Genomic DNA, 24951 nt, shown 5'->3' on the forward strand with positions numbered 1-24951 from the left:
CGATTTCGGACGGCCGGTTTAAAAGTCTGATTCTCCTCCGTGGTTGATTCGGAACCTCGTCAATTACCCGTCAAGTAGTCTCGTCGTCGCGTTCAACGCTACAGAACTCACTCGATAGATTCGAGAAGGATACGATCTGCATCGTCGAACCCGAGAACCGAAACGATAGCGAAGAAGACGATGAGCGACAGGCCACCGATAGCGAAGACGCGAACGACACCGGGGAGGAGTAGTTGCTTTCCGAACCACATCACCAGTGTCGCGCAACCGACCGCAAAGAATTCACGGACGTATCTCGGCGAGTAGGGTTGGATTCCGAGTAAGTACCAAACTTCCAGAAGTCGGAGCAAGTTGACCAGAGCCAGTGACATCGAAGTGGCGATTGCAGCACCGAGGAGGCCGAGTTGCTGGATGAGGACAAAGTTGAGAGCCACGTTCAGGACGGCAACTATCGACGTGTTGACCGCCTCGAGACGCTCGTACTCAGACATGATGAGGAAGTACCCGCTGACGCCAGTACTCGCCGTGATCATCTGTCCAGCCCCCAGAACGACGAGTGCGACCTGCGTTTCCTTCGTTACGGTTCCAAACATGTTGAGAACGTCCTTTGAGAAGATACAGAGAAAAAGGAATCCGAGCACAGTGAGCATGGTAACCCACTTGGTCACCGACGTGTATACGCGAGCCAGACGCTCGTCCCGGTCGTTGTGCGTAAAGTCTGAGACCAACGAGGGGAGTATCGTGTTCGCGGACTTTAGTACCAGAGTTAGCAGTACCGACGTTTGGAACACAGCCTGATACCAACCAGTTTCTGTCGCAGAGGTCAGAATCCCGAGAAAAAAGATGTCCGTCCACGATACGAGATACTGCATCGCGGCCGAGAGCAAGAGAGGAAGTGAAAACACCAATAGTTCGCGGGTGTTGAACGACGGGTGACTCTGTGGGGTAAGTACTCCCTCGGCGTAGAGATAGTAGACGACGAGAACGATACCCAATACCAGCGACAGTAGATAGCCCCCAATCACATATTGGAGGTCGTCCAAAACGTATACTCCAACGGCGATCAAAAGTATGGCGAACCCGGACTGTCCGAGGTCCCTTGAATACACCGCATACTTTGTCTCTTTAAGTCCTCGGGTTATCGCCAACCCAACCATCAGCATTGCAAACAGCGGAATACCGAGATAGAACAACTTCACTTGGGACCGCATCGCCACGTCTACGACTGCGAAGATGACGTCTTGACCGACGTAGAGTATAGCAGCCACTACGCCCCCGGCGAAAAGAGGTATCCCAAGGCATAGAACCGCTGTTCCCGTAACTTTCGCGTCGTCTCCATCGGAGCGATATATTGGGATGAACTTCTGTGCTCCACTCCCCAACCCGAAGCGAGCGAGGACGCTTCCGGCCTTCATCAGGACGAGCCCGAATGCGAAGACCCCCAGAGCGTCGGTTCCGAGCCCGCGAGCGATAACGACGTTGAGTGCGTATCGAAGCCCCCGACCGATTAACCCTCCGAGAAACGCTATCGAGACGAGCTTCGTAATACTACGGCCCATCGATTAATTACACCGGATAGCACAGAAAGAGGCCTCATAATTCTACCTAATTTTCGTCCTCATGCCCCGACGGTGGTATGTCGGACGGGTTGCTCCCCCAACTCTTGTTCGGTTCCGAGCCAAGTTCTAATTCGAGTGTCCCACCCGCCGCAAACATCTCGTGTCGGAACCAGGGTCGGTCAAGTGACTTGCCATTAAGACTAGCGGCCTGTATGTACTGATTATTCTGGCTGTTGTTCGTCGTCCGAATCGTGAACGTCTCGCCGTCGTAGTAGTCCCCGTTGAGGTGAATCGTCACCTCGTCGAAGATAGGGGACGTCACTTCGTACACTGGAACAGCTGCTGCGCCGCCGCGAACTGAGAAGAGGCCGAGGGCCATAAGAACGCCCAGCGCACCCATCTGTCCTTGGTCCTCATCACCATTATAACCAGCGTCGGGTGACACGTCGCCGTAGGCTTCTCGTTTGACCTGTCGGACCCACTTCTGAGCTGCCCATGGTCGCCCAAGATAGTTGAACAGATGAGCCATGTGCAACCCCGGCTGATTTCCGAAGTCAACGCGACAGTCCGCTCGCTCGTCGCGTTCCGGGACGAAATCGTATTCCATGCCATCCTTGAATGCTGTTTCGAGCCAATCGGCGTACTCGTCGCGACCCCCGAAAAGATCAGCCAAACCTGCAACGTCGTGCGGCACGAAGTTAGTGTAGATAGCGGCGTTTGCCTCGGTGAAGTCCTCGGTGGTATTTCCTTCCCCTAATGGATGGAACGGCGTGAGCCAGGATCCATCTGTGCTCTTCGGTCGCATGTATCCGCGATCGTCATCCCAGATGTGCCGATAGTTCTGCGCTCGCTCCCGAAACATCGATGCGTCCTCGACACGACCTAGCGAGGCGGCAAGTTCTGCCAGGCACCAATCTTGATACGCGTATTCAAGGGTCATTGACGCACCTTCGAGGTGATAACCGTTAGCCTCGATATCGGCTGGGACGTATCCTTGTTCCACGTAGTGTCTCATTCCGCCGCCGTGGGCGTTGTTAGCGTGTTCGTAGCCAGCATGATCGCGAATGCCGCCAGGGAAGGCGTTTTTTCGCAGACCCTCGTAGGCAGTTTGTATATCGAAGTCGCGGATGCCCTTGTGCCATGCCGCGGAGATGAACGGAACTGCCTGATCACCGATCATGACGTATGTGTAATTACCACCAGAAGGACCGCGGGGGAGTAGATCTCCGTCTTCGTACATACGAATCATCGAGTTACAGAAGCTCGCCATTACCCGTGGATACGCCATCGACCAAAGGATGTTCAAATTCCACTGACTTCCCCACCATGCATCGTGCTGGTGGTGGGGATAGCGAGGTTCACCCTCCTCGTCGGTTTCTACTCGGCGAACCGTTCTGAAGTCGTTAGTGTAGTCGCTGTACTGGCCGTCAACGTCACTTACAATACGCCGACCCAGTAGTGCATGCCACAGGTCCGTATAGAATTTTGTCTTTTGTCTATCAGAACCGCCCGACAATTCGATACGTCCTAACCACTGATTCCACTCTGCCACAGCGTCCGCCCGAACCTCGTCGAAGTTCGAGTCCTGAAACTCAGCGTTGAGATTGCGCCGCGCCCCCTCGACACTCGTATAGGAGACGCCGACCCTGACTATAATGCGATCGCCATCAGACGTATTGTATCGAACGGCAGCGCCAGCATCACTGCCTGCTACTGAATCGACTCCTTTGTCACACTGTTCTCCACCTTCCCACCCCTCAAAGGCTTCGAACGGCTTACTAAACTGAGCGACGAAGAACACGGGTGTCTTGTTCGGCCGTCGAATGGTGCTGTCAAGTAGTGAGTATCCTTCTATTTCACTGTCGCTGACACGTCGAACCTCGGTATGAGATACCTCACTTTGGCCGATGTCGGCACCAGTGTCGAAGAGAATTCGGCTTTCATCGTCGTCAGGAAAAGTATAGCGATGGACGCCGACTCGAGTGCTGGCCGTCAGTTCGGCAGTAATATCGTAGGCTTCCAGTTCAACTTGATGGTAGCCAGGAATGATTGTTTCGCGGTCGTGGCTAAACCGCGACTCGTAAGCGTCCATTCCGCGATGCCCCTTGAACTCGCCGGTCGTCGGCATTACTGGAATTCCAGCCAATTGCCACGCGTGGATATGACTGAAACACCGGATGTACTCACGGTCATATACGTAGCCAGCGTCCCACGCCCCGTCGGTAATCGTATCCGGACTGAGATTTACTAACCCGAATGGTCTGCAGGCCGAGGAGAAATAAAACCAACGTGTATCAGTGGTGTCGATACATGGTGCCACCCACTCAGTAGGTTTCTTCCCATCTATCGCTGGTTTGGGGGCATCGTCGTCAGGTGCGAGTTGTGATCTATTCGAACCTTCGTACTTCGTGGTTTCCGGTCTATCCTCTCCGGAACGGCTACAGCCAGCAAATCCCGCCATGATACTTGTGCCAGTTCCTAGCAACGCACGGCGCGTCCAGTTGACCCCCGTTTGCCATGTATCTGAATGACGATTCGTCATAGCGACCCGTAGAACGTTATATACATAAGTTGTTCGTTGTAGGTTAGACTGTGGTAGGAGTATCAGAGGCCTCCCGCATTTCAGTTCCGGGCAATATTAACCCATATAATAATTTTTGGTAAATTAAAACTTGGTCGCGTGGTCAGTAACGTGTTGACTATATGCATCATTTATATGTTTTTCGTCTGCAGACAATTGGCGTTACGGGGTTCCTCAGCTAAATACAGTGCATTTAGAAAAGCAATCCTTTTATTACGGCGGAGACCTCCTACACAAGTGAACGAGGTACCACGTTGATACCGATCGACGAGGACGGAAATCTATTCGGAAAAGTGAACATCATCGATGCTCTCATTGTCGTATTCATTGTAATTGGAGCTTTAGGTGTCGCTGGACTTCTCTTGAACGATGACTCGGGTCGAGAGGACGAAGTCAAGGCGACCATTGAAGTCCAAGTCAACGGTGTGCATCCATATGTTGCAGACGCGATATCCGAGGGGCCGGTAGACGAGTCTGTCGTCGTCGCCGTCGTGAACAAGACGGTCGAACCGACGAGGACGGTCGTCAAGTCGGAAAACGGGACGTTACGCGAGCAGTCCCATCCGCAGAAGAGGACGATTCAGCTACAACTCACGGTGAACGCTACGAGTAGTCAGGACGAACTTCTACTTCAGGGTGAGCCGTTGGAAATAGGACGGTCGGTCCACTTCGACCTCGGAAAAACGACCGTCAACGGTACGATCACACGACTCGACGTAGACGGTAATCGTTCGTCACGATAGCGAGGGTTCGTTCGACAGTCGTCACTCCAACGTCACGCTCTTCGCTAGATTCCGCGGTTTATCGATACTCCGACCCAACTTATTCGCTACGTAATACGCCACCAACTGCAACTGAACATTAGCCAACACCGGAGCCACGCGAGAGTGTGTCTTGAGAATCTCCAACACGGTCTCAGCGTAGCGCCCCACGTCCGCCACCCATCCGCCACCACCGAGGCATCCCTCGCCTCCACTTCCTTGGCGTTTCCGACCGTCTTTGTCGCTATCTCGCTACTCTCCGTGACCACTGCGAACACCGGCGTCTTCTCGGTCACCGGCGCCAGCGGTCCGTGCTTCAGTTTGCCCGCCGAGAACCCCTCAGCGTGCTTGTAGCTGATTTCCTTGAGCTTCAGCGCGCCCTCTAGTGCAACCAGATGGTGATAGCCCCGTCAAACGAAGAAGTAGCCCTCGCTGTCCACGAACTGGTCGGCCACTCGTGTCGCTCGGGAGAAGTCGAGCAGTTCCTGCACCTGTCCCGGCAGGTCGCGCGGTGCTTCGACCACCTCGCGGCCGTCGTCCTGCAGGGCCAGCGCGGCTGACAGCAGGTTGCAGGCCACGACTTGTTAGGAGAAGGTCTGGGTCGCGGCTACGCTGATTTCGAGGCCCGTGCGAATCATCAGCGCCTAGTCGCACTCGCGGGCCGCGGTCGAACCCACGACGTTGGTCATCGCCAGCGTCCGCGCGCCGCGGCGCTTCGCCTCGCGGAGCACAGACATGGTGTCGGCGGTCTCGCCGCTTTGGGTGATGCCGACTACGAGCGTGTCGTCGGGGACCTCGGGGGCACGACGGCGTACTCACTAGCTAAGAAGGCCTGTGCGTGGACACCCGCCTCGCACAGCACCTGCTCTCCGAACAGCGCGGCGTAATAGCTCATCCCGCAGGCGGCGAACTGCACAGAGCCAGGATTCACCCTGTCCAAAGCCTCGACGTCCACCGATTCCGCGAGTTCGTCCACCCGGCCCCGGAGGCACTTCCGGAGCGCACGGGGTTGTTCGTGGATCTCCTTGAGTATGTAATGGTCGTAGCCGCTCTTGGCGATCTCCTCGGCGTCCCACTCGACGCAGGTGACCGACTTCTCGAGTAGGCGGCCCTCCTCGTCGGTCACAGTCCACGACCCTGACTCCAAGCGGGCGAACTCGCCGTCCTCCAGGTATACCACGCGGTCGGTGTAGTCGAGGAAGGCGGGCACGTCGGTGGCGAGGTACGCCGAGCACGAGCGGCGAGTTGTTGCGGGTCGCCAGTATCTGCTCGGACCCGGAGACCACGGCGGCCAGCGCGTAACTGCCTTCGAGCCGGGCGGCCGCCGCGCGGAAAGCTTCCTCCAGACTCACACCCCCGCCAGTTTGTCCTCGATGAGATGTGGAACGACTTCCGAATCAGTGTTGCTGTCGAACTCGTGGCCCCGCTCGACTAGTTCGGACTTGAGGTCGCTGTAGTTCTCGATGATGCCGTGGTGAACGACTGCGACTTCGTCCGAGCATCCGGTGTGCGAGTGGGCGTTCTCGTCGGTCGGTGGCCGGTGGGTGCTCCAGCGGGTGGGGCCGACGCCGCCCGGCCCGTGGAGTCCCGCACTCACCACCTGTTGAAGCTGTTGGATTTCGCCTTCCCGCTTGCAGACTTCCAGCGAACCGTTGGCGAGGGCCACGCCTGCAGAGTCGTACCCGCGGTACTCTAGACCCGTGAGCAACACATCGAGAGTCTCGTCGTCTTGCCCCGCGTACCCGCTAATCCCGCACATACTACCGGAACACCTCGGCGTGTTCGCTTATATTTTCGAAAACTGTCACGCCGGTCCGGAGGCGGGCGCTCGGCCCGACAAGCCAGGGCGCCATCACGACCGACCGCACCGAGGAGTTCGTCGCTGACCTCGACGCTGAAATCGACGACAGCACCGAGTCTCTCGACGGAATGCGAATCAGCGAATCGGAAGTGATCGAGGAGTAGCGTTTCGGTACAGTCGAACGCGAAACAGTCTTCTCAGCAGTCTCAGTACCGTTACTTCTTCCCGAGCGTACGACGTTGACCCTGTTGTCCGCAGATAGAACGTCAGGTTCTACTCCGGAACCGGTTCACTCCACCGTAACGCTCTTCGCCAGATTCCGCGGTTTGTCTATCGACCGCCCCAACTGCTTCGCCACGTGGTAGGCCACCAACTGTAACTGGACGTTCGCCAGCACCGGGGCAACGCGCGGATGGGTCTCCGGAACCTCCAGCACCGCGTCGGCGTACCGACCCACGTCCGAGGAGCCATCCGTCACCGCAACCACGGGCGCATCCCGAGCCTCGACCTCCTTGACGTTCCCGACCATCTTCGTCGCCTGCTCCCCGCCACCGGTCACGACCGCGAACACCGGCGTCTCCTCGGTCACCAGCGCGAGCGGTCCGTGTTTCAACTCGCCCGCGGGGAACCCTTCGGCGTGCTTGTAGCTGATTTCCTTGAGCTTCAGCGCTCCCTCCAGCGCGACCGGATGGTGGTATCCCCGGCCGACGAAGAAGTAGCCCTCGCTGTCCACGAACCGGTCGGCGACCCGCTCGGCGCGCGAGGAGTCCAACAGTTCCTGCACTTGCCCCGGCAGGTCCCGAAGCGCCTCGACGACTTCGCGGGCGTCGTCGCTGTCGGCGAGCGCGGCCGCCAACAGGTTGCAGGCGACCACTTGCGAGGAGAAGGTCTTGCTCGCCGCGACGCCGATTTCCGGCCCGGCCCTGATGAACAGCGCGCGGTCGCACTCGCGGGCCGCGGTCGAACCCACGACGTTGGTCATCGCCAGCGTCTCGACATTCCGTCGCTCGGCTTCCCGAAGCGCAGACAGGGTATCGGCGGTCTCGCCGCTCTGGGTGATGCCGACGACCAGCGTGTCGTCGTCCACCGGCGCGGGCGCGGTGGCGTACTCGCTGGCGAGGAACGCTTGAGCGTGGATTCCGGCCTCGCGGAGCGTCTGTGCGCCGTAGAGCGCGGCGTGGTAGCTGGTGCCGCAGGCGACGAACTGGACCGACGAGGGATTCAGGCCCTCCAGCGACTCGACGGAGACGGAGCCAGTCCGTTCGTCCACGCGGCCCCGCAGACACTTCCGGAGCGCGCGCGGTTGCTCGTGAATCTCCTTGAGCATGTAGTGGTCGTAGCCGCTCTTGGCGGTCTCCTCGGCGTCCCACTCGACGCGGGAAATCGACTTGTCGAGCAGGCGACCGTCGCCGTCCGAGACGGTCCATGACCCGGATTCGAGGCGGGCGAACTCCCCGTCTTCCAGATAGACGACGCGGTCGGTGTAGTCGAGGAAGGCGGGCACGTCGCTGGCTAGATACGCCGCGTCGTCGGCGACACCGACGACCAGCGGCGAGTCGTGGCGGGTGGCGAGGATAGCCTCGGAGTCTTTCGAGACGGCCGCCAGTGCGTAACTCCCCTCCAGTCGGGCGACCGCCGCGCGGAACGCGTCCTCGAAACTCGCGCCATCCGCGAGTTCCTCCTCGATGAGGTGGGGAATGACCTCGGTGTCTGTGTCGCTGTCGAACTCGTGGCCGCGGTCGGCCAGTTCCGCCCGGAGGTCGGCGTAGTTCTCGACGATGCCGTTGTGGACCACCGCCACGCCGCCCTCGCAGTCGGTGTGAGGGTGGGCGTTCGCGTCGCTCGGCGGGCCGTGAGTGCTCCAGCGCGTGTGGCCGATGCCGACCGGTCCGTCGAGGTCGGAGCCGACCGCCTGCTGGAGGCGCTGAATCTCGCCCTCGCGCTTGCAGACTGAGAGGTCGCCGTCCGAGAGCGCGACGCCCGCCGAGTCGTACCCCCGGTATTCGAGACCTTCGAGACCCGACAGCAAAACGTCCAGAGTCTCGTCGCGCCGACCGACACAGCCGATGATGCCGCACATCAGTCGGCCACCTCGCTTGCACCGGTCGAGAGGAACGCATCAGACGGCGAGATACCAATCATTCAGCGGAACACCTCGGCGTGTTCGCTTATATTTTCGGAAACCGTCACGCCCGTTCGGAGATGGGCGCTCGGTCCGACGAGCGTGCCGGGCGCGAAACTCACGTCGCCGTCGGCGCGCACTCGGTCGGCGAGTACCGCGCCGAGACGCTGCCCCTCGAAGACCGTGTCGCCGACCCGCACGTCGCCCTGTCCGCCCGGAACCGTGGCGTTCGCACCGAGCGCGACGCCCTGTCCGGTCACGCAGTCGAGCAGGGTGGCGTTCGGCCCGACGCGCGTGTCGGTGTCCAGCACCGACCGGGCGACGACGGCGTTCGCGCCGACAGTGGCGTTCCGGCCGAGCGCGGTGTCGGGACCGACGACCGCGCCGGGACGGACCTCGGTGTCGGGACCGACGACGACCGGAGCCTGTAGGGTGGCGTCGTCGTGGACCGTCGCGCTGTCGGCGACCCAGACCGACTCCTCGCGCTCGGGTTCCGTGACGCGCCCGCCGAGTAGGAGGTCTTGGGACACGTCAAGCAGGTCCCACGGGTAGGTCGCGTCCTCCCAGAGTTCCTCGGTGACGACCCCGCGGACGACCGCCTCCTCGTCGATAAGATCGACCAGCGTGTCGGTCAGCGCGAGTTCCCCCTGCACTCGCGGGGTCTCCTCGATGGCCTCGAAGATGGCTGGCGAGAAGGCGTACACCCCGGCGTTGAGCAGGCGGTAGTCGTCGGTCTCGGGTTTCTCGACCAACTCGACCACTCGGTCGCCGTCCATCACGACCGCGCCGTAGTGGGACACGTCGGCCTGCTCGGTGACAGCGAGCGTGGCGTTGCCGTCGTCAGTCTCGAAGGCGTCCAGCACGTCCGCGACCATCTGGCGCTCGATGACCTGGTCGCCGTTGACGACGAGGAAGCCGTCCTCGCCCGCAACGGCCTCGCGGGCCTGAAGGAGTGCGTGGCCGCTCCCCAACTGCTTGTCCTGTGCGACGTAGTTGATGGGCACGTTACGGTAGGTCGGCCCGAAGTGGTCCTGCACGCGGTCGCGCTTGTAGCCGACGACGACGTGCAACCGCTCGATACCGGTCCCGATGAGCGCGTCGAAGACGTGTTCGAGAATCGGTCTGTCAGCGGCCGGGAGCATCGGTTTCGGGCGATTTCGGGTCAGCGGTCGCAGGCGGGTCCCCTCGCCCGCGGCCAGCACGACGGCAGCGCGAATTGTCATGGGTAACGCATCGGTCAGTGGCCGTATCAACTTTCGGCTTATCGCGGCGTCGCGTTCGGCCGAGCGACTACGCGACGCTTGGTTCAGACCGCCAGCGCCGCACCGCCGAGAATCGCCAGCGCGCCCAGTCCGAGACAGACGCCCCAGAAGGGCACGCGCTTGACGACGCGCATCAGCGCGCCGATGGTCAGATAGCCGACGACCGCGGCAGTCCCGAGCGCGAGGGCGGCCTCGACGGGCGCGACCGACGGAATCCCCGTGTCGAGCAAGACGAGGATGCCAGCGCCGAGCGCGGCCGGAATCGACAGCAGAAAGGAGAGTCTGAACGACGAGGGACCGTCGTGGCCCCGGAACAGGAGGGCCGACGCCGTGGTACCCGAGCGCGAGACGCCCGGCAGGATTGCGAGTCCCTGAAGCGCGCCGACCAGCACGGCGTCGGTGAGGTCCGGCGACGCTCGGCCGCCGAACTCGAACCCGTCGGCGACGCGCTGGAGGACCCCCGTCGCTACGAGTAAAACGCCGATCAGCGCGACGAGCGCGCCGCCGGTCAGCGCCGAGACGACCGTCTCTAGCGTGGCGTAGGCCGCGAGACCGACGACGCCGGAGGCCAGCGTGGCGACGGCGAGAAACGAGAGGGTGGCCGTCTCGCCGCCGTCGAAGGCCTCGCCCGGCCGCCAGCGCGGGAGCGTGCTCAGCACGTCGGTCAACTCTCCGCGGTAGTACACCGTCGCCGAGAGCGCGGTCCCGACGTGGAGGAACAGCGAGAACTGGACCGCCGCCTCGGGTGAGGACCCGAGCGCGGTCAAGAAGACGGTGATGTTGCCCTCGCTCGAAATCGGCAACCACTCGAAGACGCCCTGTAACGCTCCGGCGACGACGGCGACCAACGCGGCCCGGTTCATACTCGGTGGGCGAACGTCGGAGGTAAAAACTGTACGGAACTCCGTCGGCGCAGGCAACGGTTGGTCCGTCGGGGCGAACGACTACTCCTCGACACCGACTACCTTCGAACCGAACTCACCGATTCTCGGCCAGCCAGTCTGCGAACTTCGCCAGCGCGCGCCCGCGGTGGGAAATCGCGTTCTTGCGCTCGGTGTTCATCTCGGCCATCGTCTCGCCCTCGTGTTCGAAGATGGGGTCGTAGCCGAATCCGCCGTCGCCCCGCGGCGCGACGATGCGCCCCGGCACGGAACCGTCGAAGGTCTTGGACTCCTCGCCGTCGTAGTAGGCGACAACACACCGGAAGCGCGCTCGGCGGTTCGCGTCTCGCGGTTCGTCACCGCTCGACTGTTCCGAGGCGGTCGCCTCGCTATCCTCCATCTCCACGAGGTTCCAGACGCGCTCGACGCCGACGGTGTCTTCGACGTACGACGAGTATGGGCCGGGGAACCCGCCGAGGGCGTCCACGAACAGGCCCGCGTCGTCTACGACGACGGGGTCGTCGCCGCCGGTCTCGGCGAAGGCCTCCTTGGCTCCCGCCGTGGCGATTTCCGCGAGGTCGTCGCTCTGGATTTCGGTGTAGTCGTAGTTGATCTGCTCCACGTCGTCGGTGAGGTACTCGCGGGCCTCTCGGACCTTGCCCGCGTTGCTCGTCACGAATCTGATGGTCACGTATGGTCTCTCCGGTTAGTTCCCGGTCGGAGCGGGGCGAGGTTATGGGTGTTGGTTCGCCCGGCACGCTTCGGAGACGCCGCTCTCGTCGTTCCAGAAAACTGATTATGTCGCGCTAGCAACTAATTCTATGCTCTCCCGAGACACTACGGTCCACATCGCTACCGTCGCCTTGGCGTACGTCCTGCTGGTACTGGTAAACTCTTTAAGTGGAGGCTCGGACGGAACTGCCGTCGAAGTCCTCGCGTATCTACTGCTCAACGGACTCGTCCTCGGGGGTGCCCACCTCTATCTCGCGGTCCGCGGCGAGGACGGTCTCGTCCCGACCGCGGCGCGCTGGCGGTACGTGGCCGCAATCGCCGTCCTGCTCAGTGTCGGTGCGACGACGCTGTACGCGGGCGATTACGTCGTCGCCAGCGTGGAACTTCGGACGGTGGCGTCGGCGCTCACTGTCCTTGCAGTCGTCGGCTACTTCGTCGCCGAAGGAGTCGCGGGCTACCGGGCCACGCTCTCGGACGGACGACCCTGAACCCGGTCCGCGGTCCGAAAATCGCAACCCCTTACCTCGCCCGGCGACTGCCATCGAGTATGAGTACGATTCGGGTCGCGTGGGGCACCGCGACCGGACCCACCGAGATGTCGTCCTACGACGCCGCCTTGGCGGACGCCAACCTCCACAACTACAACCTCGTGGCGGTCTCGTCGATGATTCCCGCCGACGCCGACGTTGAGGCCGTCGGCACGGTTCCGGACCTCGGTCCCGCTGGCGAGCGCCTGACGGTCGTGGAGGCGCGCGCGACCCGCGTCGGTCCCGGCCGCGCCTCGGCCGCGCTCGGGTGGACGACGAGCGAGGGCGACGACGGCGATAGCTCCGGTCCCGGCCTGTTCTACGAGGCCGCGGGCGAGACCGACCCCGAGGACGTGGCCGAGCGCGTCCGCTCGGGTCTCGCGGCGGGCCGCGAGTTGCGCGAGTGGGAGTTCGGCGACGAGCGAATCGAGACCGCCGACGTTCGCGCCGAGTCGGACAGCTACGCAACCGCAGTCGTCGTCGCGGTCTACGGCGAGAGCGACCCCATCTGTTGAGTCGGTGAGTCCCGAAATCGGCCGTTTGATGGATTCTACAGAGCCATCTCCTCCGACCGTGTCACAGACTGCCGAAGTCGAGGGCTTTTAAAGCGTAGGGTCCTAACGTCTCTTCAGCAGACCGATGAACGGAAACACCCCCTACGCGGGCGTCCCCGGCAAGACGCAGGCGGGCCACCGCGCCCAGACCGACGTGCCCGAACTCTCCAACGAGCAGAAGGAGTCGCTCCGCGACAGCATCACCGCTATCGCCAGTCAGACCCGCGAGTTCCTTCCCGACGAGTACGTCGTCGGCTCGAAAGTCGCCGACGACGGCAGCGGACCGCAGGCGCAGGTTTCGGTCCAACCGCCGGTCGGCCACCCCGTGAGTGCCGGGTTCCAACCCGACCTCGACGACTTCGACGGTGAAGACCTCGTGACCCACGAGGAAGCCGAGGTCGCCCGCGGTCTCGCGGCCAGCGCGGCCATGCAGGTCAAGCAGATGATGGGTGACAACATCACGCCGACCGCGAGATAAGTAGCTCCCGCTTCACGGTCGGTCGTATTCGACCGACGACGGCTCTCAGGACGACGATTCGCTGACAGTTTTAGTTCCAACGTTTCCGTTTCCGACGCTTCCGCCGCTGACGCTACTGCTTCCGGCGCTACTTCCTTCGACGCTACTCTCCCCAGCGCGCTCGCTCCCGCGGGGTCCGCGCCGCGTCGGCGGGTCTCCGAAGAGCAGGTGGCCGACGACGAGTGCGGACACGACGCCGCCCGCCATCGTAGCGGTCTGGTTCGGAACCGCCAGCACCGCGTCGGCGAAAAAGCCGACCAACAGCGGGAGCGGCACGACGGCGAGAACGAGGTCGTAGTAGGAGACGTTCGGTACCCCGGCGTTACCACTGCGTAGTAGGTTTCGCCCGAGCATGAAATCACCCTTGGATGAGGCAGTACGACCGCAGGCGACTAAAAATTATTGGTCGGTGGTAAAATCCGTGTGCGAGCGGCGTGAGCGGACGGTCTACTTCTCGACGATGGTGCCACCTGCGCCGACCGCGACGTTTGTGTCGCCACGGACGACCGCCTTCAGGTTCTGGCCGGTCGGCGTCGCGCTCTGTGCCCACTTCCGGTCGGTCAGGTCGAAGACCTTGCCGCCGCCGCCGACGGTGAAGCCGTCTCGGTCGTCGTCGGTGACTTCGATGTCGCGCAGTCCGGCGTCGCCGAGGTCCGTCGGTGTCCAGTTCGCGCCGTCCCAGTGGAACACCATGCCGCCGCCGCCAGAGACCCACACGTCGTCGGTGGCGTCGCTATCGACGCCGTAGAAGTTGACGTTGGCGTTGGCGATGCCGATATTCTGGTACGAGACGCCGTCGGTCGTCTGGAACACCTTCTGGTTGGTGTCTACGACGTGGCCCGAGCGAACGCCGTGGAAGTCGATGGCCGAGATGCCTGACCCGCTTCCGGGCGTGACGTAGTTCCACGTCTGGGACGCGCCGTTCTCGAAACTGTAGTAGATTTTGCCAGAGTCGCCCGCGACGTAGACGTTGGCCTCGCCCGCGGTGCCCGTCACGGACACGTCGTTGAAGTTGTTCGTGCTCCCGACGGGCTTCGAATGGTTGTAAAGGGTGCCCGTCGTCACGTCGTACTCGCCGACCGCGCCTGAGGACCCGACGAACCAGAGGCGCTCGCCGTCGTCGGTCACGTCCGCGCCGTACAGCGAGTTGCCGTTGCCGGTGACGCCGCCGTCGAAGATTTTGCGCCACCCCTCGCTCGTCCGTTCGAGTCCGACGCCGCCCGCGCCGAACGCGTACGCGCCGTCGCTGGCGTACTCCACGTCGTAGAGGGTGTTTCCGGTGGGGGTCTTGGCAGTCTGCCAAGGCTCGTCGGACGTGTCCGACGGTGTCTCGGCGACCGTCCACGGCGATTCGGCGGCGGTCGCGCTTGCGGGGAGGGCGGCGGTTGCGACCGTCGCGGCCGATGCCTTCAGGAACCGTCGTCGCGTCGTATCGTGTTCGGTCATTGCTCCACTCGGCGGTGAGCGACGGACGGCACTTCAAGGGTGGTAGCCGTTTGGGGAATTTGTATCGTTTAAAACCGCATTAGAGACCGTGAGTAGCCGAATATTCCGACAAAGCAGGTTTATTTTAATCCAAGACGTGAACGGACACGAGCGATGAATAAACAATGATAGATAACCGTCTCTGTTAAAAACAGGTTCCAATACAGTAGAATAACAAGGTATTCCGGAGAGTCGTCGGGTTTGTCACGTCGCTCGCGCTTCGAAGTCGAAACGTCGCCAGTCGGGTCGAGCGCCGGGCAAAAATCGAACTCGGCCGCTCACTTCCCCCAGAAGGGGTCGCGCTTGCGCTGTTTGTCGAGGTACATCGTGAGCGCCTCCAGTTCGTCCACGGGGATGTCGTCGGCCAGTTCCTGTTCGAGAATCTTGGCGTGCTTCTCGGGGACCTCCATCCAGAGTTCGTCGCCTTCCTCTATCTGGCGGCCGACCGTCGGGCCGTCGATGGCGACGCTGACGCGGTTGCCGCTCCGGGCCTCGTCCACGTCGTCGCCCTGCTCCTGAATTCCCTTGAGGTGGCCGACCCGCGTGGGGTCGTTGCCCTCGAACTTCACGACGTTGCTGTTCTTCTTGATGGTGCCAGAGAGGACTTCGACGCCGACCACCGCGGGGTCGTTCTGCCGGAAGGTGTGGTCCTGGAGAATCTGGAACCGGGCGGGCCGGGTGATGTTGTCCATCACCGTCTCCTGCTGGGCGCGTTCGAGTTCCTCGACGTACTCCTCGTACTCCTCGATGAGCCGGTAGATGACGCCGCTCTCGAACAGTTTCACGTCGCTCTCCTCGGCCTCTCGCTCGGCGTCGGCCAGCACGTCCACGTTGAACGCGAGGATGGTCTTGTGCTTGTCCTCGCCCGCGGTCGAGGCGACGCTGATGTCCCGCGGTGCCACGTCGCCGACTTCGGCGCGCATGATGGGAATCTCGGCCTCGGCCATGGCGTTGGCGATGGCCTCCAGACTCCCGAGGGTGTCGGCCTTCACGACGACGCCCTGCTCCTGCGTTTCGACCTCGATTTCGGAGAGTTCGGCCCGAACCTCGGTGATGACCTCATCGATGTCGCGGTCACGGACGACCCGGACTGGCGCGCCCGCCATCGCGTTCCCGAGGTCCGGCGCGGCGATTTTCACCCCGGAGGCGGCCGCGATTTCCTCGACCTTCTCGAAGCGGTCTTCGGTCCGAATCTCGGCGAGCGGTCGGGGCTTCAGGATGGCGCGCACGTCGGTCACGATGGGGTCGTCGAGACCCCCGACCACGATGGTCTCGTCCTCGCGGATGGTCCCGTCGTACAGCACCACGTCGAGGGTCGTCCCGAAGCCCTTCTCCTCTTTGACTTCGAGGACGGTCCCCGCGCCCGGTCCCGACACGTCGATGGCCATGTCTTCTTTCATGTACCGCTGGGCCAGTCCCATCAGGACGGTCAGCAGGTCCGGGACGCCCTCGCCGGTCTCTGCGCTGACGGGGACGACGCCGATGTTCCCCCGGAAGTCCTGCACGCGCCAGTACATGTCCGCCGAGAACCCCTCGTCGCTCAACTCCCCGATTATCTCGTAGAGTTTCTCGTCGAGCATCGAACTCGCCCGGTCGCTCTGGGCCTCCTTGGTCTGCTGGACCGGCGCGTCCTCGTTGGGCTTCCACCCCGGCACGGTGTCTATCTTGTTCGCCGCGACGACGAACGGCGTCTGGGACTGCTTGAGGATGTTGATGGCTTCGAGGGTCTGTGGCTGGAAGCCGTCGTTCACGTCCACCACGAGGATGGCGATGTCCGCGAGCGCGCCGCCCCGCGAGCGCAGCGTCGTGAACGAGTGGTGGCCCGGCGTGTCGATGAATAGCAGGCCGGGCAGGTCGAAGTCGCTCGGGTCGATGAGGCTTCCGGCGACCTTCGAAACCACGTCGAGAGGAATCGCCGTCGCGCCGATGTGCTGGGTGATTGCGCCCGCCTCGCCTTCGATGACGGTCGAGCCGCGAATCTTGTCCAGTAGACTGGTCTTGCCGTGGTCTACGTGTCCCAATACTGCCACGATTGGGGTTCGCAAACCTTGTTCGTCATTGCGTGCATCAGTGTCAGGCATAGGCTACCACCGGGAAAGAAGGTTTCTTACTCAAGAGGTACTTCGCGCGGCATTTAACTTTTGCGAGGACGAGTCCCTTCCCATCGACGGGAGTCCCCCGCGAAAATCCACCGTACGCGTCGAAGGGTCGTCCTCGATGGCCCGCCACGCTTCCCCCCACCCTTTATATGGGAGCGCTCAGTAACTCACCCTATGTCGGAAATCCTCGCCGAAAACCTCTCGGGGAAAGCCGTCATGGGGTCGGACGGGACGGAACTCGGCATGTTGTACAATATCACCATGGACCTCAAGACGGGCGAACTCGCCGACTTGCTCATCGAACCGGACGAACAGTTGGACAGTACCACGGTGGCGTTCGACTCGGACGAAGAGGGTCGGTTTCAGGTCCCCGTGAAACGAGTGCAGGCGGTAAAAGACTACATCGTCGTTCAGCGGTAAATGTACGTTTTAGACTCCTCAGCCTTCATCAACGAGTATCACACGACAAACGACACCGCGACCATCCCCATGGTCCGGGAGGAACTCGAAGACGAGAGCGCCTATCGCTTCGACGCGATGGAAGGGTCGGGGATGCACATCCACATCCCGCAGGACGGCGCGGTCGAGCGCGTCCGTCGGGCCGCCGAGGAGACCGGTGACCTCGAAGAACTATCGGACACCGACGTTCGCCTCATCGCGGCCGCCTTCGAACTCGACGCCAGACTCGTCACCGACGACTACGCGATGCAGAACGTCGCCGAACACATGGACGTGAGCGTCGAGGTCATCGCCCAAGACGGCATCGCCGAACAGCGCGACTGGAAGTTCCAGTGTCAGGGTTGCGGCCGGGAGTTCGACGAGAACAAGGACAGATGTCCCATCTGCGGGAGCGAACTCACGCGCAAGAACCCCTCGAACGCCTGAGCGGCGCTCTCGGGCGACTGTCGGAATTTCGACGCGACAGAATCCTGTGGCATCTGCGGCGTGACTGAGAGACCTGCAAACGACCGAGACACCTGCGACACAACTGACGCGCGAACGATTTTTGTTACTCGTCGGTCTCTATCTCTTCGAGACCGACCTCGATGAGTTGCTGGAGCACTTCCTGCGTCGTGAGATCGTACTCTCGGGCCAGCGTCTCGATGCGCTTGGCGCGGTCGCGCTCGAAAGTTATCGAATACCGACTCTCCATACGGTTTTCAAAAGTGATTGGACTTGTTAAATCTACGTCAGACGGAGAGCGGACGCGAGACCGACATCTGACACACTTGCCGATTTTCGCCAGTCCAACTGCCTCCTGTGTCCGTCAGACGCCGCCGCTCAGTTGAAGGTACATCGCGCCGAAGACGACGGCGTCGTACGTGCCGTGAATCAGTGCCGGGACGGTGACGTTGTCCGTCTTCAGATACGTCGCACCGAGCACGAACGAGAGACAGAAGATGACCGCGAGCGTGCTGGCGAGCGACGCGAAGTCCGACGCCCCGGCGGAGTAGGCCGGGATGTGGGCCAGCGAGAACGCTACGCTACCGACGACCACTGCACCCCACCCGCCGAAGGTGTCATAGAGTTCATTCTGGATGATGTTTCGGTAGAGCAACTCCTCGCCGGGACCGATGATGAGCCACGCCGCCGGAATCATCAACAGCAGGACGCTCGCGTTGCCCGCTGCTGTCTGCTGGATGTTGTGGTTCGCGGTACCCACGCCGAGTTCCGTGAGGACGACGGAGATGACCGACTGGAGAGCGAATATCGCAACGACGCCGCCGACCGTGTATCCCACGTCTCGAACGGAAGGAATCCGAAAGTCGAGGTGCGCGAGCGTCTTGTCGCTCCACTGGAAGTAGACGAGCGCGACGGTTCCGGTTCCCAGTCCAAGCGCGACCGAACTGAGCGCGAGTCGGACCGCAGTGCCGGGTTCGCCGGGGACGACTCCGGCGGCGACGGTCACGAGCAGACTTCCCCACATGGCGATGGCGAACAGTCCCGCGTAGCCGACCGCGAGGCTCCAGCTGGCCGCTTTGGCGGCCTGTCGGAGCGAGTCGGGGTATCCTCGGCCGTCACCGTAGGCCGCGATGACCCCACCGACGCCGCCGAGGAACGCGAGTCCGACGCCCCACGGCGAGAGCGTCGAGGGGAATTCGACGACGAGCGCGCTTTCACCGGCGAGCGCGCCCGCAGTTGCGACAGCCGCGTAGCCGACGATACCGAAACTGGCGACGCCAGCGGTCAGCGACCCCGAGGCCCGGCCGAGCAGGTCGTGGCGTCGGAGCGAGAACGCCCCGAACGCGGTCCCCGCGAGAACCGCGAGGACGACGTTCTCGACGGGTCCGACGCCGGTCGTACCCCACGGGAACGCGGCGGCCGCAAGCGCGAGGGCTGCCACCGCGACGCCGACGGTCGCAGCAGAACGGTCTTCCATGCCTGCAAGAACGGACGGCCGGGCTAAAGTCCCTGTGTTTGCGCGCTACAAAGAACGGCCGTCGAAGAACAGCTACTCAGCTCCGAAGAGGGATTACTCCACCGTCAGCGTCGTCTTTTCGGCCACGGCGTCGGCCTCCTCGAAGTCGCCGCCGCCGAGCAGTCCGCGGGCCGCCTTCTTGCCCCACTCGACCGCTGGCTGAGTGAACGTCGAAACGTCGGCGAGTTCCCCGTAGAGGACGCAGGCGGTCTCCATGCCGTAGAGGAGTTCGCCGAGGCTTCGCTCGTCCACGCGGTCGATTTCGACCCGGACGTTCGGTTGTCCCGCTTCCGCGAGGCTTGCTTCGGTAGCCTCGAACTCGGCGTCGAGCAGGTCGCCGAGCGACGACCCGCCGAGATACGAGAGACCGTCGAGGTCGGTCTCGGGGATGTCGCGGTCGGCCCGGTTCTCCGGGCGGACGAGCGTGACGAGTTTGTCGCGGGGACCCGCACGGTAGAGTTGGAGTTGGGAGTGCTGATCGGTCGCGCCGAGCGCGCGGGCAGGGGTCTGTCCCCGGCCGTCCTTCCCGAGACTCTCGGCCCACAACTGGGCGAACCACTCGGCGAACGTCTCCAGCGACTCGGCGTAGGGCATCATCGCGTTGACCGCCGCGCCGCGCTCTTCGAGGGCGTAGGAGACCGCGCCGTAGGCGTAGGCCGGGGAGTCGTACAGCGACCCCGCGAGGCGGTCGGCCTCGTCGCTCGCGCCCGCCAGAATCGCGTCGAGGTCGTGGCCCTGTATCGCGGCGCAGGCCAGTCCGACCGTCGAGAGGACCGAAAACCGGCCGGGCACGCCGTCGGGCACGTCGAGCGCAGGCAGGTCCTCCTTCTCGGCGAGTCGCCGGAGATTGCCCGCTTGACCGGTCGTGACGAAGGTCCGGTCGGTCCAATCGACGCCCGCATCGGCCATCGCCTCGCGGACGACGAGGAAGTTGGCCAGCGTCTCGGCGGTGGTGCCCGAGCGCGAGACAACGTTGACTGCGGTGGAGTCGAGCGGGAGCGAATCCAGCAGGCGAGAGACGTGTTCGGAGTCCACGTTGTCGAGGAAGTAGGCGTCCGTCTCGGAGGGCAGGCCGCGGGCGAGGGTGGCCGCGCCGAGTGCCGACCCCCCGATGCCGACGGTCAGGACCGCCTCGGCGTCTGCGAAGGGTTCGACCGCGGCCCGAATCGCGTCGGGGTCGGCGGTCTCGGGCAGGTTCAGCGCGGCGTAGCCGTGTTCGGCGTTCGCCATGCCGTGCTCGATTCGGTCGTGAGCGTCGGCGACTCGCTCGTCTAACTCGTCGAGTTCGGTGCGGGAGAGGCCGGGGTCGGCGACCTCCGAGAGTGCGTTACCGAGGTCTACGCGCATACGTCAGACCGAGACGGGACGAACCAAAAATGGGCCGGTCCCGCGAACGTCGCCGTCGGCATCGCACGGCTTATTGGCGGCCCTTCCCAAGAGCAGACCGATGCCGGATTCGACTGCCGACGGGTCTCGAAGCCTCGTCGTCGGCGCGTTCCGCCGGACGTTCGCCCACACCGAGTCTCGACTCCTCAAGACGTACGTCCTGGTCAGCGCGCTCCTCGGCGGGTTGCTCACGCTCTTGCTCCTGCTCGCGCTCCCAGTCTGGGTGCTCGAAACCGCTGGCGGGTCGGTGCTCGCCACTTTTTCGCGGGCGTTCCTCATCGTCGGGGGCGTCCTGTTGCTGGTCGCGCTGGTCGCGCCGGTCGTCTTGGCCGGGCGGCGACACGCCCGCGGCACCGCGAGCGCCCGCGCCGACGTGTCGCTCGCGCTCGCTGGCTACCTGTTCGTGCTGTCGCTGTACGCCTCGCTTCTCATCTCCGCGCCGCCGGACCAGCGCGGTGCCCCGCCCGCGCTTCTCGCGCCCGCGGTGGAGTTCCTCTACTCGTTGCCCACCACGTTCGCGGTCGCGCCGCCGCTCGTCGCGGCGGCGCTCATCGGCGTCGTGTATCGAGTCGCGCGGTAGCGACGTAGAAATCGAAGGGAGCGCCGGGCCGAACGACCTCCGTTCTCGCGGCCGTCGGAACCGCAAACGCAACCGGGAAAAGCGGGGCGTCCGTACGCCGACCCATGAGCGACACCGACACCGAGGAAAAGACCAGCACCTTCCTCGTCACGCACGCCGAGGGCGATTCGGCGATTCTCAAGGACGTACATGACGGGCAGGTCCACACCCTCTCGTCGAACCCCGGCGTCGAGGAGACCGACGCCGTCGAAGCGACCGTCGCGCCCGACCCCCCGATGAACGTGACGTGGTCGGTCGTGGAAGTGGCCGAGCGCCGTGACCTCTCGACCGAACGAAGCGACGAACCGCCGACTGTCCACGAGCGCGACATCGCCGACGAGCAGGCGGTCGGCGAGATTACCCGGACCGAGCGCGCTGGCGACGGCGAGATTCACGTCCTCACGGTGCCTCCGGAGGACACCGAGGACGCCGTGGACGACGTGTTAGACGACGCGAGTACGCTCTCGCGGGCGGCTAGACTCGGCGTTTCGCGCGTCGAAGTCCGGGCCGAGGACGGCGTCGTCAGCGTCCGCTACATGCCATAGTCCGTCTACACCTCGTTCGGTCCGCCTTCGCTCTGGACCTGCCACCCGCCCTGAATCCCGCAGGCCCCCCGGACCTCCCACTCCACTTCGGTCTCGGGACCGAACGTCTCGCCGCCCTCGATTCGCTCGACTCGGAGGGGCACGTCCAGCGTACTGCCACAGCAGCCGACGCCGACGAACTCCTCCCACGAGTCGCCCTGCCGGATGCGGTGGGTCTTCGTCTTTCGGAGGTACGCGACGAACGCGCTCTTCTCGACCTGAAACCGGCCCCAGTCGCTCAAGTCTGCCGGATACGAGAGCACCACGCGCTCCGCGGGCGCGAGATTGTCGTGTCGCTCGCTCAGGTCGTCGGTGTGAGTACCCATGCGGGCGACTACGTGCCCGATACGTTTGGGTCTTCTTCCCACGAAATCGAGGCTTCGTCGCGGAAACGGGACCGTTCGCGGGACACTGGATAAGAACACTTATTCACGGGCGTGCCACATTCCACACCCATATGGTAGCGTTCGAAGTGCCGGAGGTGGACTACACCCAGTACACGAACCGGCAGTTGGCGGCGATTCCGCTCGCAATTCTCGCCGTCGCACTGCTGGTTGTCATCGGGTGGTACGTCGTTACCGGCGCACCGGTACGGCTCGGAATGGAGTTTACTGGTGGCACGGAGCTACGGGTCCAGACTTCGACACCGCCCTCCGAAATCTCCGCGGCGTTCGGGACGGAAGCGTCCGTCACGCCCGTCCAGACCTCCGACAACACCTACATCGTGACGTTCCCGCCGGAGGCCGAGAACATCGGCCAGCAGGCGCGCAACAACTTACAACCGGTCCAAGGACAGTCAACGGCGGACATGGTAAAGTCCGTCCAAGGCACCTCCGCGAGCTTCGGCAGGGAGACCCAAGACCTCGCGCTGATGGGCATCGGCATCGCGTTCGTCGGGATGAGCGTCCTCGTATTCTTGATGTTCCGCACGTTCGTCCCCTCCATCGCGGTGGTCATCTCGGCGTTCAGCGACATCGTGATTCCGCTCGCGCTGATGAACCTGCTCGGCATCCCGCTGTCGCTGGGCACGGTCGCGGCCCTGCTGATGCTCATCGGGTACTCGGTTGACTCCGACATCCTGCTGAACAACCACATCCTGCGCCGGTCGGGTGGCTTCTACGAATCGACCTACCGCGCGATGCGGACCGGCGTGACGATGACCGTCACCTCGCTATCGGCGATGGCCGTCATGGCGCTCGTCGCGTCGATATTCGGCATTGACCTCCTGCGCGACATCGGCATCGTCCTTGTCCTCGGACTGGCGACCGACCTCATGAACACCTACATGCTCAACCTCAGCCTGCTTCGCTGGTACAAGTACGAGGGGGTGGCTCGATAATGGATATCCGTGACAACTGGCGAGTCATCCTGCTCGCAGTGTTCCTCGTCGTCAGCGGGTTCGCACTCTTCGCGCCCGGCACCGGCGGTAGCGGCGGCGACACCGCCGCGAACGGCTCGGTCGTCGATCAGGCCAGCGACGGCCCGAGCAACCTCCAGTTCGGTCTCGAACTCTCGGGCGGCACCCGAATCCGCGCGCCCGTCAACGGTCTAACTGCCGAGGGCGTGGACGTGCCGCGCGCCACCGACCCCGGAACCGTCGAGAAGCAGGTCGCCGGTAACCTCTCGAACGTCGCCGCCGCCGACGTGACTCTCCGACTCGCGCAGGCCTCCAACGAGACCACGACCGTCGAGGTACTCAGCGACAACGCGACGACCGGGGAGTTCGAGCAGGCGCTCGAACAGTCGGGCTACGACTACGAGAGCGTCCGGCAGGGCGTCACCGAAGAGACGCGTGGCACGGTCGTTCGCATCCTCCGTGACAAAATTTCGGAGGCGGGCCTCTCGGGCGGTCGCGTCCAGCAGGTCACGACCGCGAGCAACAAACACTTCGTGGTCATCGAGATGCCCAACACCAACCGGACCGAGGTCGAGAACCTCGTGACCGAACGCGGTCAGGTGCAGGTCGTCGCTGGCTACCCGGTCCAGACCGACAACGGGACCGAGCACCGCCGGACGCCACTGCTCACGCAGGGCGACTTCAGCAGTATCGGGACCGCACAGGAGAGTCGCCAGCTCGGCCCGAACGTCCCAGTCGTCCTGAACGGCGAGACCGCGCAGAACTTCTCTGATGCGATGCGGACGTTCGGCTTCACCAACGAGGGCGTCAACAACTGTCGCTATCGGCAGACGCCCGACGACCCCGGCCACTGCCTGTACACCGTCGTGGACGGCGAAACCGTCTACGCGGCCCACATGAGTCCGGACCTCGCTCAGACGTTCCGCCAAGAGAAGTTCACCCAGAGTCCGAACTTCGTCATGAGTACGACCAATATGTCCGAGGCGCGCGCGCTCCAGATTCACCTGAACGCCGGTTCGCTCCCGGCCTCGCTGAACATGGACGAGGGCACGTCGTACTTCCTCGCGCCGAGTCTGGCCGAGGAGTTCAAGCTCTACTCGTTCATCACGGGTCTCGTCGCGGTCGCCGCGGTCAGCCTCGTCGTCTTCCTCCGGTACGGTGACCCGAAGGTCGCCGCCCCGATGCTGGTGACGGCGCTCTCGGAGGTCGTCATCCTCCTTGGGTTCGCCGCGGCCATTCAACTGCCGCTTGACCTCAGCCACATCGCCGGGTTCATCGCGGTCATCGGGACCGGGGTGGACGACCTCATCATCATCGCCGACGAGGTGATGTCCGAGGGCGATGTCAACTCCTCGCGGGTCTTCCAGAATCGCTTCCGGAAGGCGTTCTGGGTCATCGGCGCGGCCGCCGCGACGACCATCATCGCCATGAGTCCGCTGGCCGTCCTCTCGCTGGGCGACCTGCAGGGCTTCGCCATCATCACCATCCTCGGCGTCCTCATCGGCGTGCTGGTGACGCGTCCGGCGTACGGTGACATCCTGCGGAGCCTGCTGACGGATAAATAGCGAACTGTTTCGTCTTCCGACTTTCTCGACTATTCATGACTATGAACGAACCGAAACGGAACGACGATTTGGAGGAGGGATACCGCCGTCGGACGGACCGTGACCGCTGGATTACGGCTCTATTCGATACAGTTGCCCGA

Annotated in this window: 23 protein-coding genes and 1 pseudogene; 10 read left to right on the forward strand and 14 right to left on the reverse strand. The window is 63.1% G+C overall.

The genetic code is table 11. From position 1 onward, the window contains the following. Positions 1–107: 107 nt before the first annotated feature. Together EP007_RS04835 and EP007_RS04840 are read right to left on the reverse strand one after the other, a co-directional pair. Positions 108–1559 carry an oligosaccharide flippase family protein gene (locus EP007_RS04835; protein WP_128476577.1) on the reverse strand — a complete coding sequence of 484 codons (1452 nt, stop codon included), beginning with the start codon at positions 1557–1559 and terminating at the stop codon, positions 108–110. A gap of 46 nt (positions 1560–1605) precedes the next feature. Continuing rightward, positions 1606–4101 carry a GH92 family glycosyl hydrolase gene (locus EP007_RS04840; protein ID WP_368408092.1) on the reverse strand — a complete coding sequence of 832 codons (2496 nt, stop codon included), beginning with the start codon at positions 4099–4101 and terminating at the stop codon, positions 1606–1608. Between the two features lie 293 nt (positions 4102–4394). Between EP007_RS04840 and EP007_RS04845 the strand changes: the two genes are divergently transcribed. Further along, entirely contained in the window at positions 4395–4883 is a 489-nt protein-coding gene (locus EP007_RS04845) for a DUF4330 domain-containing protein (RefSeq protein ID WP_166035442.1), read from the forward strand. Positions 4884–4904: 21 nt separating this feature from the next. Here EP007_RS04845 and glmS (EP007_RS04850) read toward each other — a convergent pair. The 5 genes and pseudogenes from glmS (EP007_RS04850) to rdgB form a co-directional block, all read right to left on the reverse strand. Next, positions 4905–6660: pseudogene (gene glmS, locus EP007_RS04850) on the reverse strand (glutamine--fructose-6-phosphate transaminase (isomerizing)). A gap of 331 nt (positions 6661–6991) precedes the next feature. After that, entirely contained in the window at positions 6992–8782 is a 1791-nt protein-coding gene (gene glmS / locus EP007_RS04855) for a glutamine--fructose-6-phosphate transaminase (isomerizing) (RefSeq protein WP_128476579.1), read from the reverse strand. 62 nt (positions 8783–8844) lie between these two features. After that, the gene (locus EP007_RS04860; protein ID WP_128476580.1) at positions 8845–10047 is read right to left on the reverse strand and encodes a sugar phosphate nucleotidyltransferase; all 1203 of its coding nucleotides are present in this window, start codon (positions 10045–10047) and stop codon (positions 8845–8847) included. Between the two features lie 83 nt (positions 10048–10130). Continuing rightward, the gene (locus tag EP007_RS04865; RefSeq protein ID WP_128476581.1) at positions 10131–10949 is read right to left on the reverse strand and encodes an undecaprenyl-diphosphate phosphatase; all 819 of its coding nucleotides are present in this window, start codon (positions 10947–10949) and stop codon (positions 10131–10133) included. Positions 10950–11064: 115 nt separating this feature from the next. Next, positions 11065–11658: an RdgB/HAM1 family non-canonical purine NTP pyrophosphatase gene (rdgB, locus tag EP007_RS04870; RefSeq protein ID WP_128476582.1), complete on the reverse strand. Its 594-nt coding sequence runs from the start codon at positions 11656–11658 to the stop codon at positions 11065–11067. Between the two features lie 130 nt (positions 11659–11788). Here rdgB and EP007_RS04875 point away from each other — a divergent pair, with 130 nt between their 5' ends. From EP007_RS04875 to EP007_RS04885, 3 genes are all read left to right on the forward strand, one after another. Continuing rightward, positions 11789–12187 carry a hypothetical protein gene (locus EP007_RS04875; RefSeq protein ID WP_128476583.1) on the forward strand — a complete coding sequence of 133 codons (399 nt, stop codon included), beginning with the start codon at positions 11789–11791 and terminating at the stop codon, positions 12185–12187. A gap of 59 nt (positions 12188–12246) precedes the next feature. Then, the gene (locus tag EP007_RS04880; RefSeq protein WP_128476584.1) at positions 12247–12741 is read left to right on the forward strand and encodes a pyruvoyl-dependent arginine decarboxylase; all 495 of its coding nucleotides are present in this window, start codon (positions 12247–12249) and stop codon (positions 12739–12741) included. Between the two features lie 124 nt (positions 12742–12865). After that, complete coding sequence (locus EP007_RS04885; RefSeq protein WP_128476585.1) at positions 12866–13258, forward strand: DUF5811 family protein; 393 nt, start codon at positions 12866–12868, stop codon at positions 13256–13258. Positions 13259–13303: 45 nt separating this feature from the next. Here EP007_RS04885 and EP007_RS04890 read toward each other — a convergent pair whose 3' ends face one another. From EP007_RS04890 to infB, 3 genes are all read right to left on the reverse strand, one after another. Then, positions 13304–13651 (reverse strand): hypothetical protein, encoded by a 348-nt coding sequence (locus EP007_RS04890; RefSeq protein WP_128476586.1) that lies wholly within the window; start codon positions 13649–13651, stop codon positions 13304–13306. Between the two features lie 93 nt (positions 13652–13744). Next, complete coding sequence (locus tag EP007_RS04895) at positions 13745–14743, reverse strand: WD40/YVTN/BNR-like repeat-containing protein (protein WP_128476587.1); 999 nt, start codon at positions 14741–14743, stop codon at positions 13745–13747. A 317-nt stretch (positions 14744–15060) separates the two neighbouring features. After that, entirely contained in the window at positions 15061–16863 is a 1803-nt protein-coding gene (infB, locus tag EP007_RS04900; protein WP_128476588.1) for a translation initiation factor IF-2, read from the reverse strand. 192 nt (positions 16864–17055) lie between these two features. On the opposite strand from infB, the gene EP007_RS04905 reads away from it, so the two are divergent. Both EP007_RS04905 and EP007_RS04910 read left to right on the forward strand, forming a co-directional pair. Then, a complete protein-coding gene (locus tag EP007_RS04905; RefSeq protein WP_128476589.1) occupies positions 17056–17301 on the forward strand; it encodes a PRC-barrel domain-containing protein in 246 nt (81 codons plus the stop codon). Next, a complete protein-coding gene (locus EP007_RS04910) occupies positions 17302–17766 on the forward strand; it encodes an NOB1 family endonuclease (protein ID WP_128476590.1) in 465 nt (154 codons plus the stop codon). It abuts the gene before it with no gap. 124 nt (positions 17767–17890) lie between these two features. On the opposite strand, the gene EP007_RS04915 is transcribed toward EP007_RS04910, so the two are convergent. The 3 genes from EP007_RS04915 to EP007_RS04925 form a co-directional block, all read right to left on the reverse strand. Then, entirely contained in the window at positions 17891–18034 is a 144-nt protein-coding gene (locus EP007_RS04915) for a CopG family transcriptional regulator (protein WP_128476591.1), read from the reverse strand. A 114-nt stretch (positions 18035–18148) separates the two neighbouring features. Next, on the reverse strand, positions 18149–19261 hold the full coding sequence (locus tag EP007_RS04920; RefSeq protein WP_128476592.1) for a CPBP family intramembrane glutamic endopeptidase: 1113 nt from the start codon (positions 19259–19261) through the stop codon (positions 18149–18151). A gap of 93 nt (positions 19262–19354) precedes the next feature. Beyond that, positions 19355–20647 (reverse strand): glucose-6-phosphate isomerase, encoded by a 1293-nt coding sequence (locus tag EP007_RS04925; RefSeq protein WP_128476593.1) that lies wholly within the window; start codon positions 20645–20647, stop codon positions 19355–19357. A 100-nt stretch (positions 20648–20747) separates the two neighbouring features. On the opposite strand from EP007_RS04925, the gene EP007_RS04930 reads away from it, so the two are divergent. After that, complete coding sequence (locus tag EP007_RS04930) at positions 20748–21266, forward strand: hypothetical protein (protein WP_128476594.1); 519 nt, start codon at positions 20748–20750, stop codon at positions 21264–21266. Between the two features lie 104 nt (positions 21267–21370). Continuing rightward, the gene (locus EP007_RS04935) at positions 21371–21850 is read left to right on the forward strand and encodes a DUF5812 family protein (RefSeq protein ID WP_128476595.1); all 480 of its coding nucleotides are present in this window, start codon (positions 21371–21373) and stop codon (positions 21848–21850) included. 5 nt (positions 21851–21855) lie between these two features. On the opposite strand, the gene EP007_RS04940 is transcribed toward EP007_RS04935, so the two are convergent. Continuing rightward, on the reverse strand, positions 21856–22215 hold the full coding sequence (locus EP007_RS04940; protein WP_128476596.1) for a hypothetical protein: 360 nt from the start codon (positions 22213–22215) through the stop codon (positions 21856–21858). Positions 22216–22346: 131 nt separating this feature from the next. Between EP007_RS04940 and secF the strand changes: the two genes are divergently transcribed. Continuing rightward, on the forward strand, positions 22347–23228 hold the full coding sequence (gene secF / locus EP007_RS04945) for a protein translocase subunit SecF (RefSeq protein WP_128476597.1): 882 nt from the start codon (positions 22347–22349) through the stop codon (positions 23226–23228). Next, the gene (locus EP007_RS04950; RefSeq protein ID WP_166035640.1) at positions 23225–24811 is read left to right on the forward strand and encodes a preprotein translocase subunit SecD; all 1587 of its coding nucleotides are present in this window, start codon (positions 23225–23227) and stop codon (positions 24809–24811) included. Before secF ends, EP007_RS04950 begins: the two co-directional genes overlap by 4 nt. Positions 24812–24951 lie beyond the last annotated feature (140 nt).

This window comes from Halorussus pelagicus, from assembly GCF_004087835.1.
GTDB classification, from domain to species: Archaea; Halobacteriota; Halobacteria; order Halobacteriales; family Haladaptataceae; genus Halorussus; species Halorussus pelagicus.

Excerpts from the sequence above, each read along its gene's own strand:
- EP007_RS04940 (WP_128476596.1), bottom strand. The coding sequence starts at position 22,215 with ATGGGTACTCACACCGACGACCTGAGCGAGCGACACGACAATCTCGCG.
- EP007_RS04935 (WP_128476595.1), top strand. The coding sequence starts at position 21,371 with ATGAGCGACACCGACACCGAGGAAAAGACCAGCACCTTCCTCGTCACG.
- EP007_RS04910 (WP_128476590.1), top strand. The coding sequence starts at position 17,302 with ATGTACGTTTTAGACTCCTCAGCCTTCATCAACGAGTATCACACGACA.
- EP007_RS04860 (WP_128476580.1), bottom strand. The coding sequence starts at position 10,047 with ATGACAATTCGCGCTGCCGTCGTGCTGGCCGCGGGCGAGGGGACCCGC.
- EP007_RS04895 (WP_128476587.1), bottom strand. The coding sequence starts at position 14,743 with ATGACCGAACACGATACGACGCGACGACGGTTCCTGAAGGCATCGGCC.
- EP007_RS04865 (WP_128476581.1), bottom strand. The coding sequence starts at position 10,949 with ATGAACCGGGCCGCGTTGGTCGCCGTCGTCGCCGGAGCGTTACAGGGC.
- infB (WP_128476588.1), bottom strand. The coding sequence starts at position 16,863 with ATGCCTGACACTGATGCACGCAATGACGAACAAGGTTTGCGAACCCCA.
- secF (WP_128476597.1), top strand. The coding sequence starts at position 22,347 with ATGGTAGCGTTCGAAGTGCCGGAGGTGGACTACACCCAGTACACGAAC.
- EP007_RS04875 (WP_128476583.1), top strand. The coding sequence starts at position 11,789 with ATGCTCTCCCGAGACACTACGGTCCACATCGCTACCGTCGCCTTGGCG.
- EP007_RS04880 (WP_128476584.1), top strand. The coding sequence starts at position 12,247 with ATGAGTACGATTCGGGTCGCGTGGGGCACCGCGACCGGACCCACCGAG.
- EP007_RS04930 (WP_128476594.1), top strand. The coding sequence starts at position 20,748 with ATGCCGGATTCGACTGCCGACGGGTCTCGAAGCCTCGTCGTCGGCGCG.
- EP007_RS04915 (WP_128476591.1), bottom strand. The coding sequence starts at position 18,034 with ATGGAGAGTCGGTATTCGATAACTTTCGAGCGCGACCGCGCCAAGCGC.
- glmS (WP_128476579.1), bottom strand. The coding sequence starts at position 8,782 with ATGTGCGGCATCATCGGCTGTGTCGGTCGGCGCGACGAGACTCTGGAC.
- EP007_RS04905 (WP_128476589.1), top strand. The coding sequence starts at position 17,056 with ATGTCGGAAATCCTCGCCGAAAACCTCTCGGGGAAAGCCGTCATGGGG.
- EP007_RS04920 (WP_128476592.1), bottom strand. The coding sequence starts at position 19,261 with ATGGAAGACCGTTCTGCTGCGACCGTCGGCGTCGCGGTGGCAGCCCTC.
- EP007_RS04925 (WP_128476593.1), bottom strand. The coding sequence starts at position 20,647 with ATGCGCGTAGACCTCGGTAACGCACTCTCGGAGGTCGCCGACCCCGGC.
- EP007_RS04890 (WP_128476586.1), bottom strand. The coding sequence starts at position 13,651 with ATGCTCGGGCGAAACCTACTACGCAGTGGTAACGCCGGGGTACCGAAC.
- EP007_RS04835 (WP_128476577.1), bottom strand. The coding sequence starts at position 1,559 with ATGGGCCGTAGTATTACGAAGCTCGTCTCGATAGCGTTTCTCGGAGGG.
- EP007_RS04885 (WP_128476585.1), top strand. The coding sequence starts at position 12,866 with ATGAACGGAAACACCCCCTACGCGGGCGTCCCCGGCAAGACGCAGGCG.
- EP007_RS04840 (WP_368408092.1), bottom strand. The coding sequence starts at position 4,101 with ATGACGAATCGTCATTCAGATACATGGCAAACGGGGGTCAACTGGACG.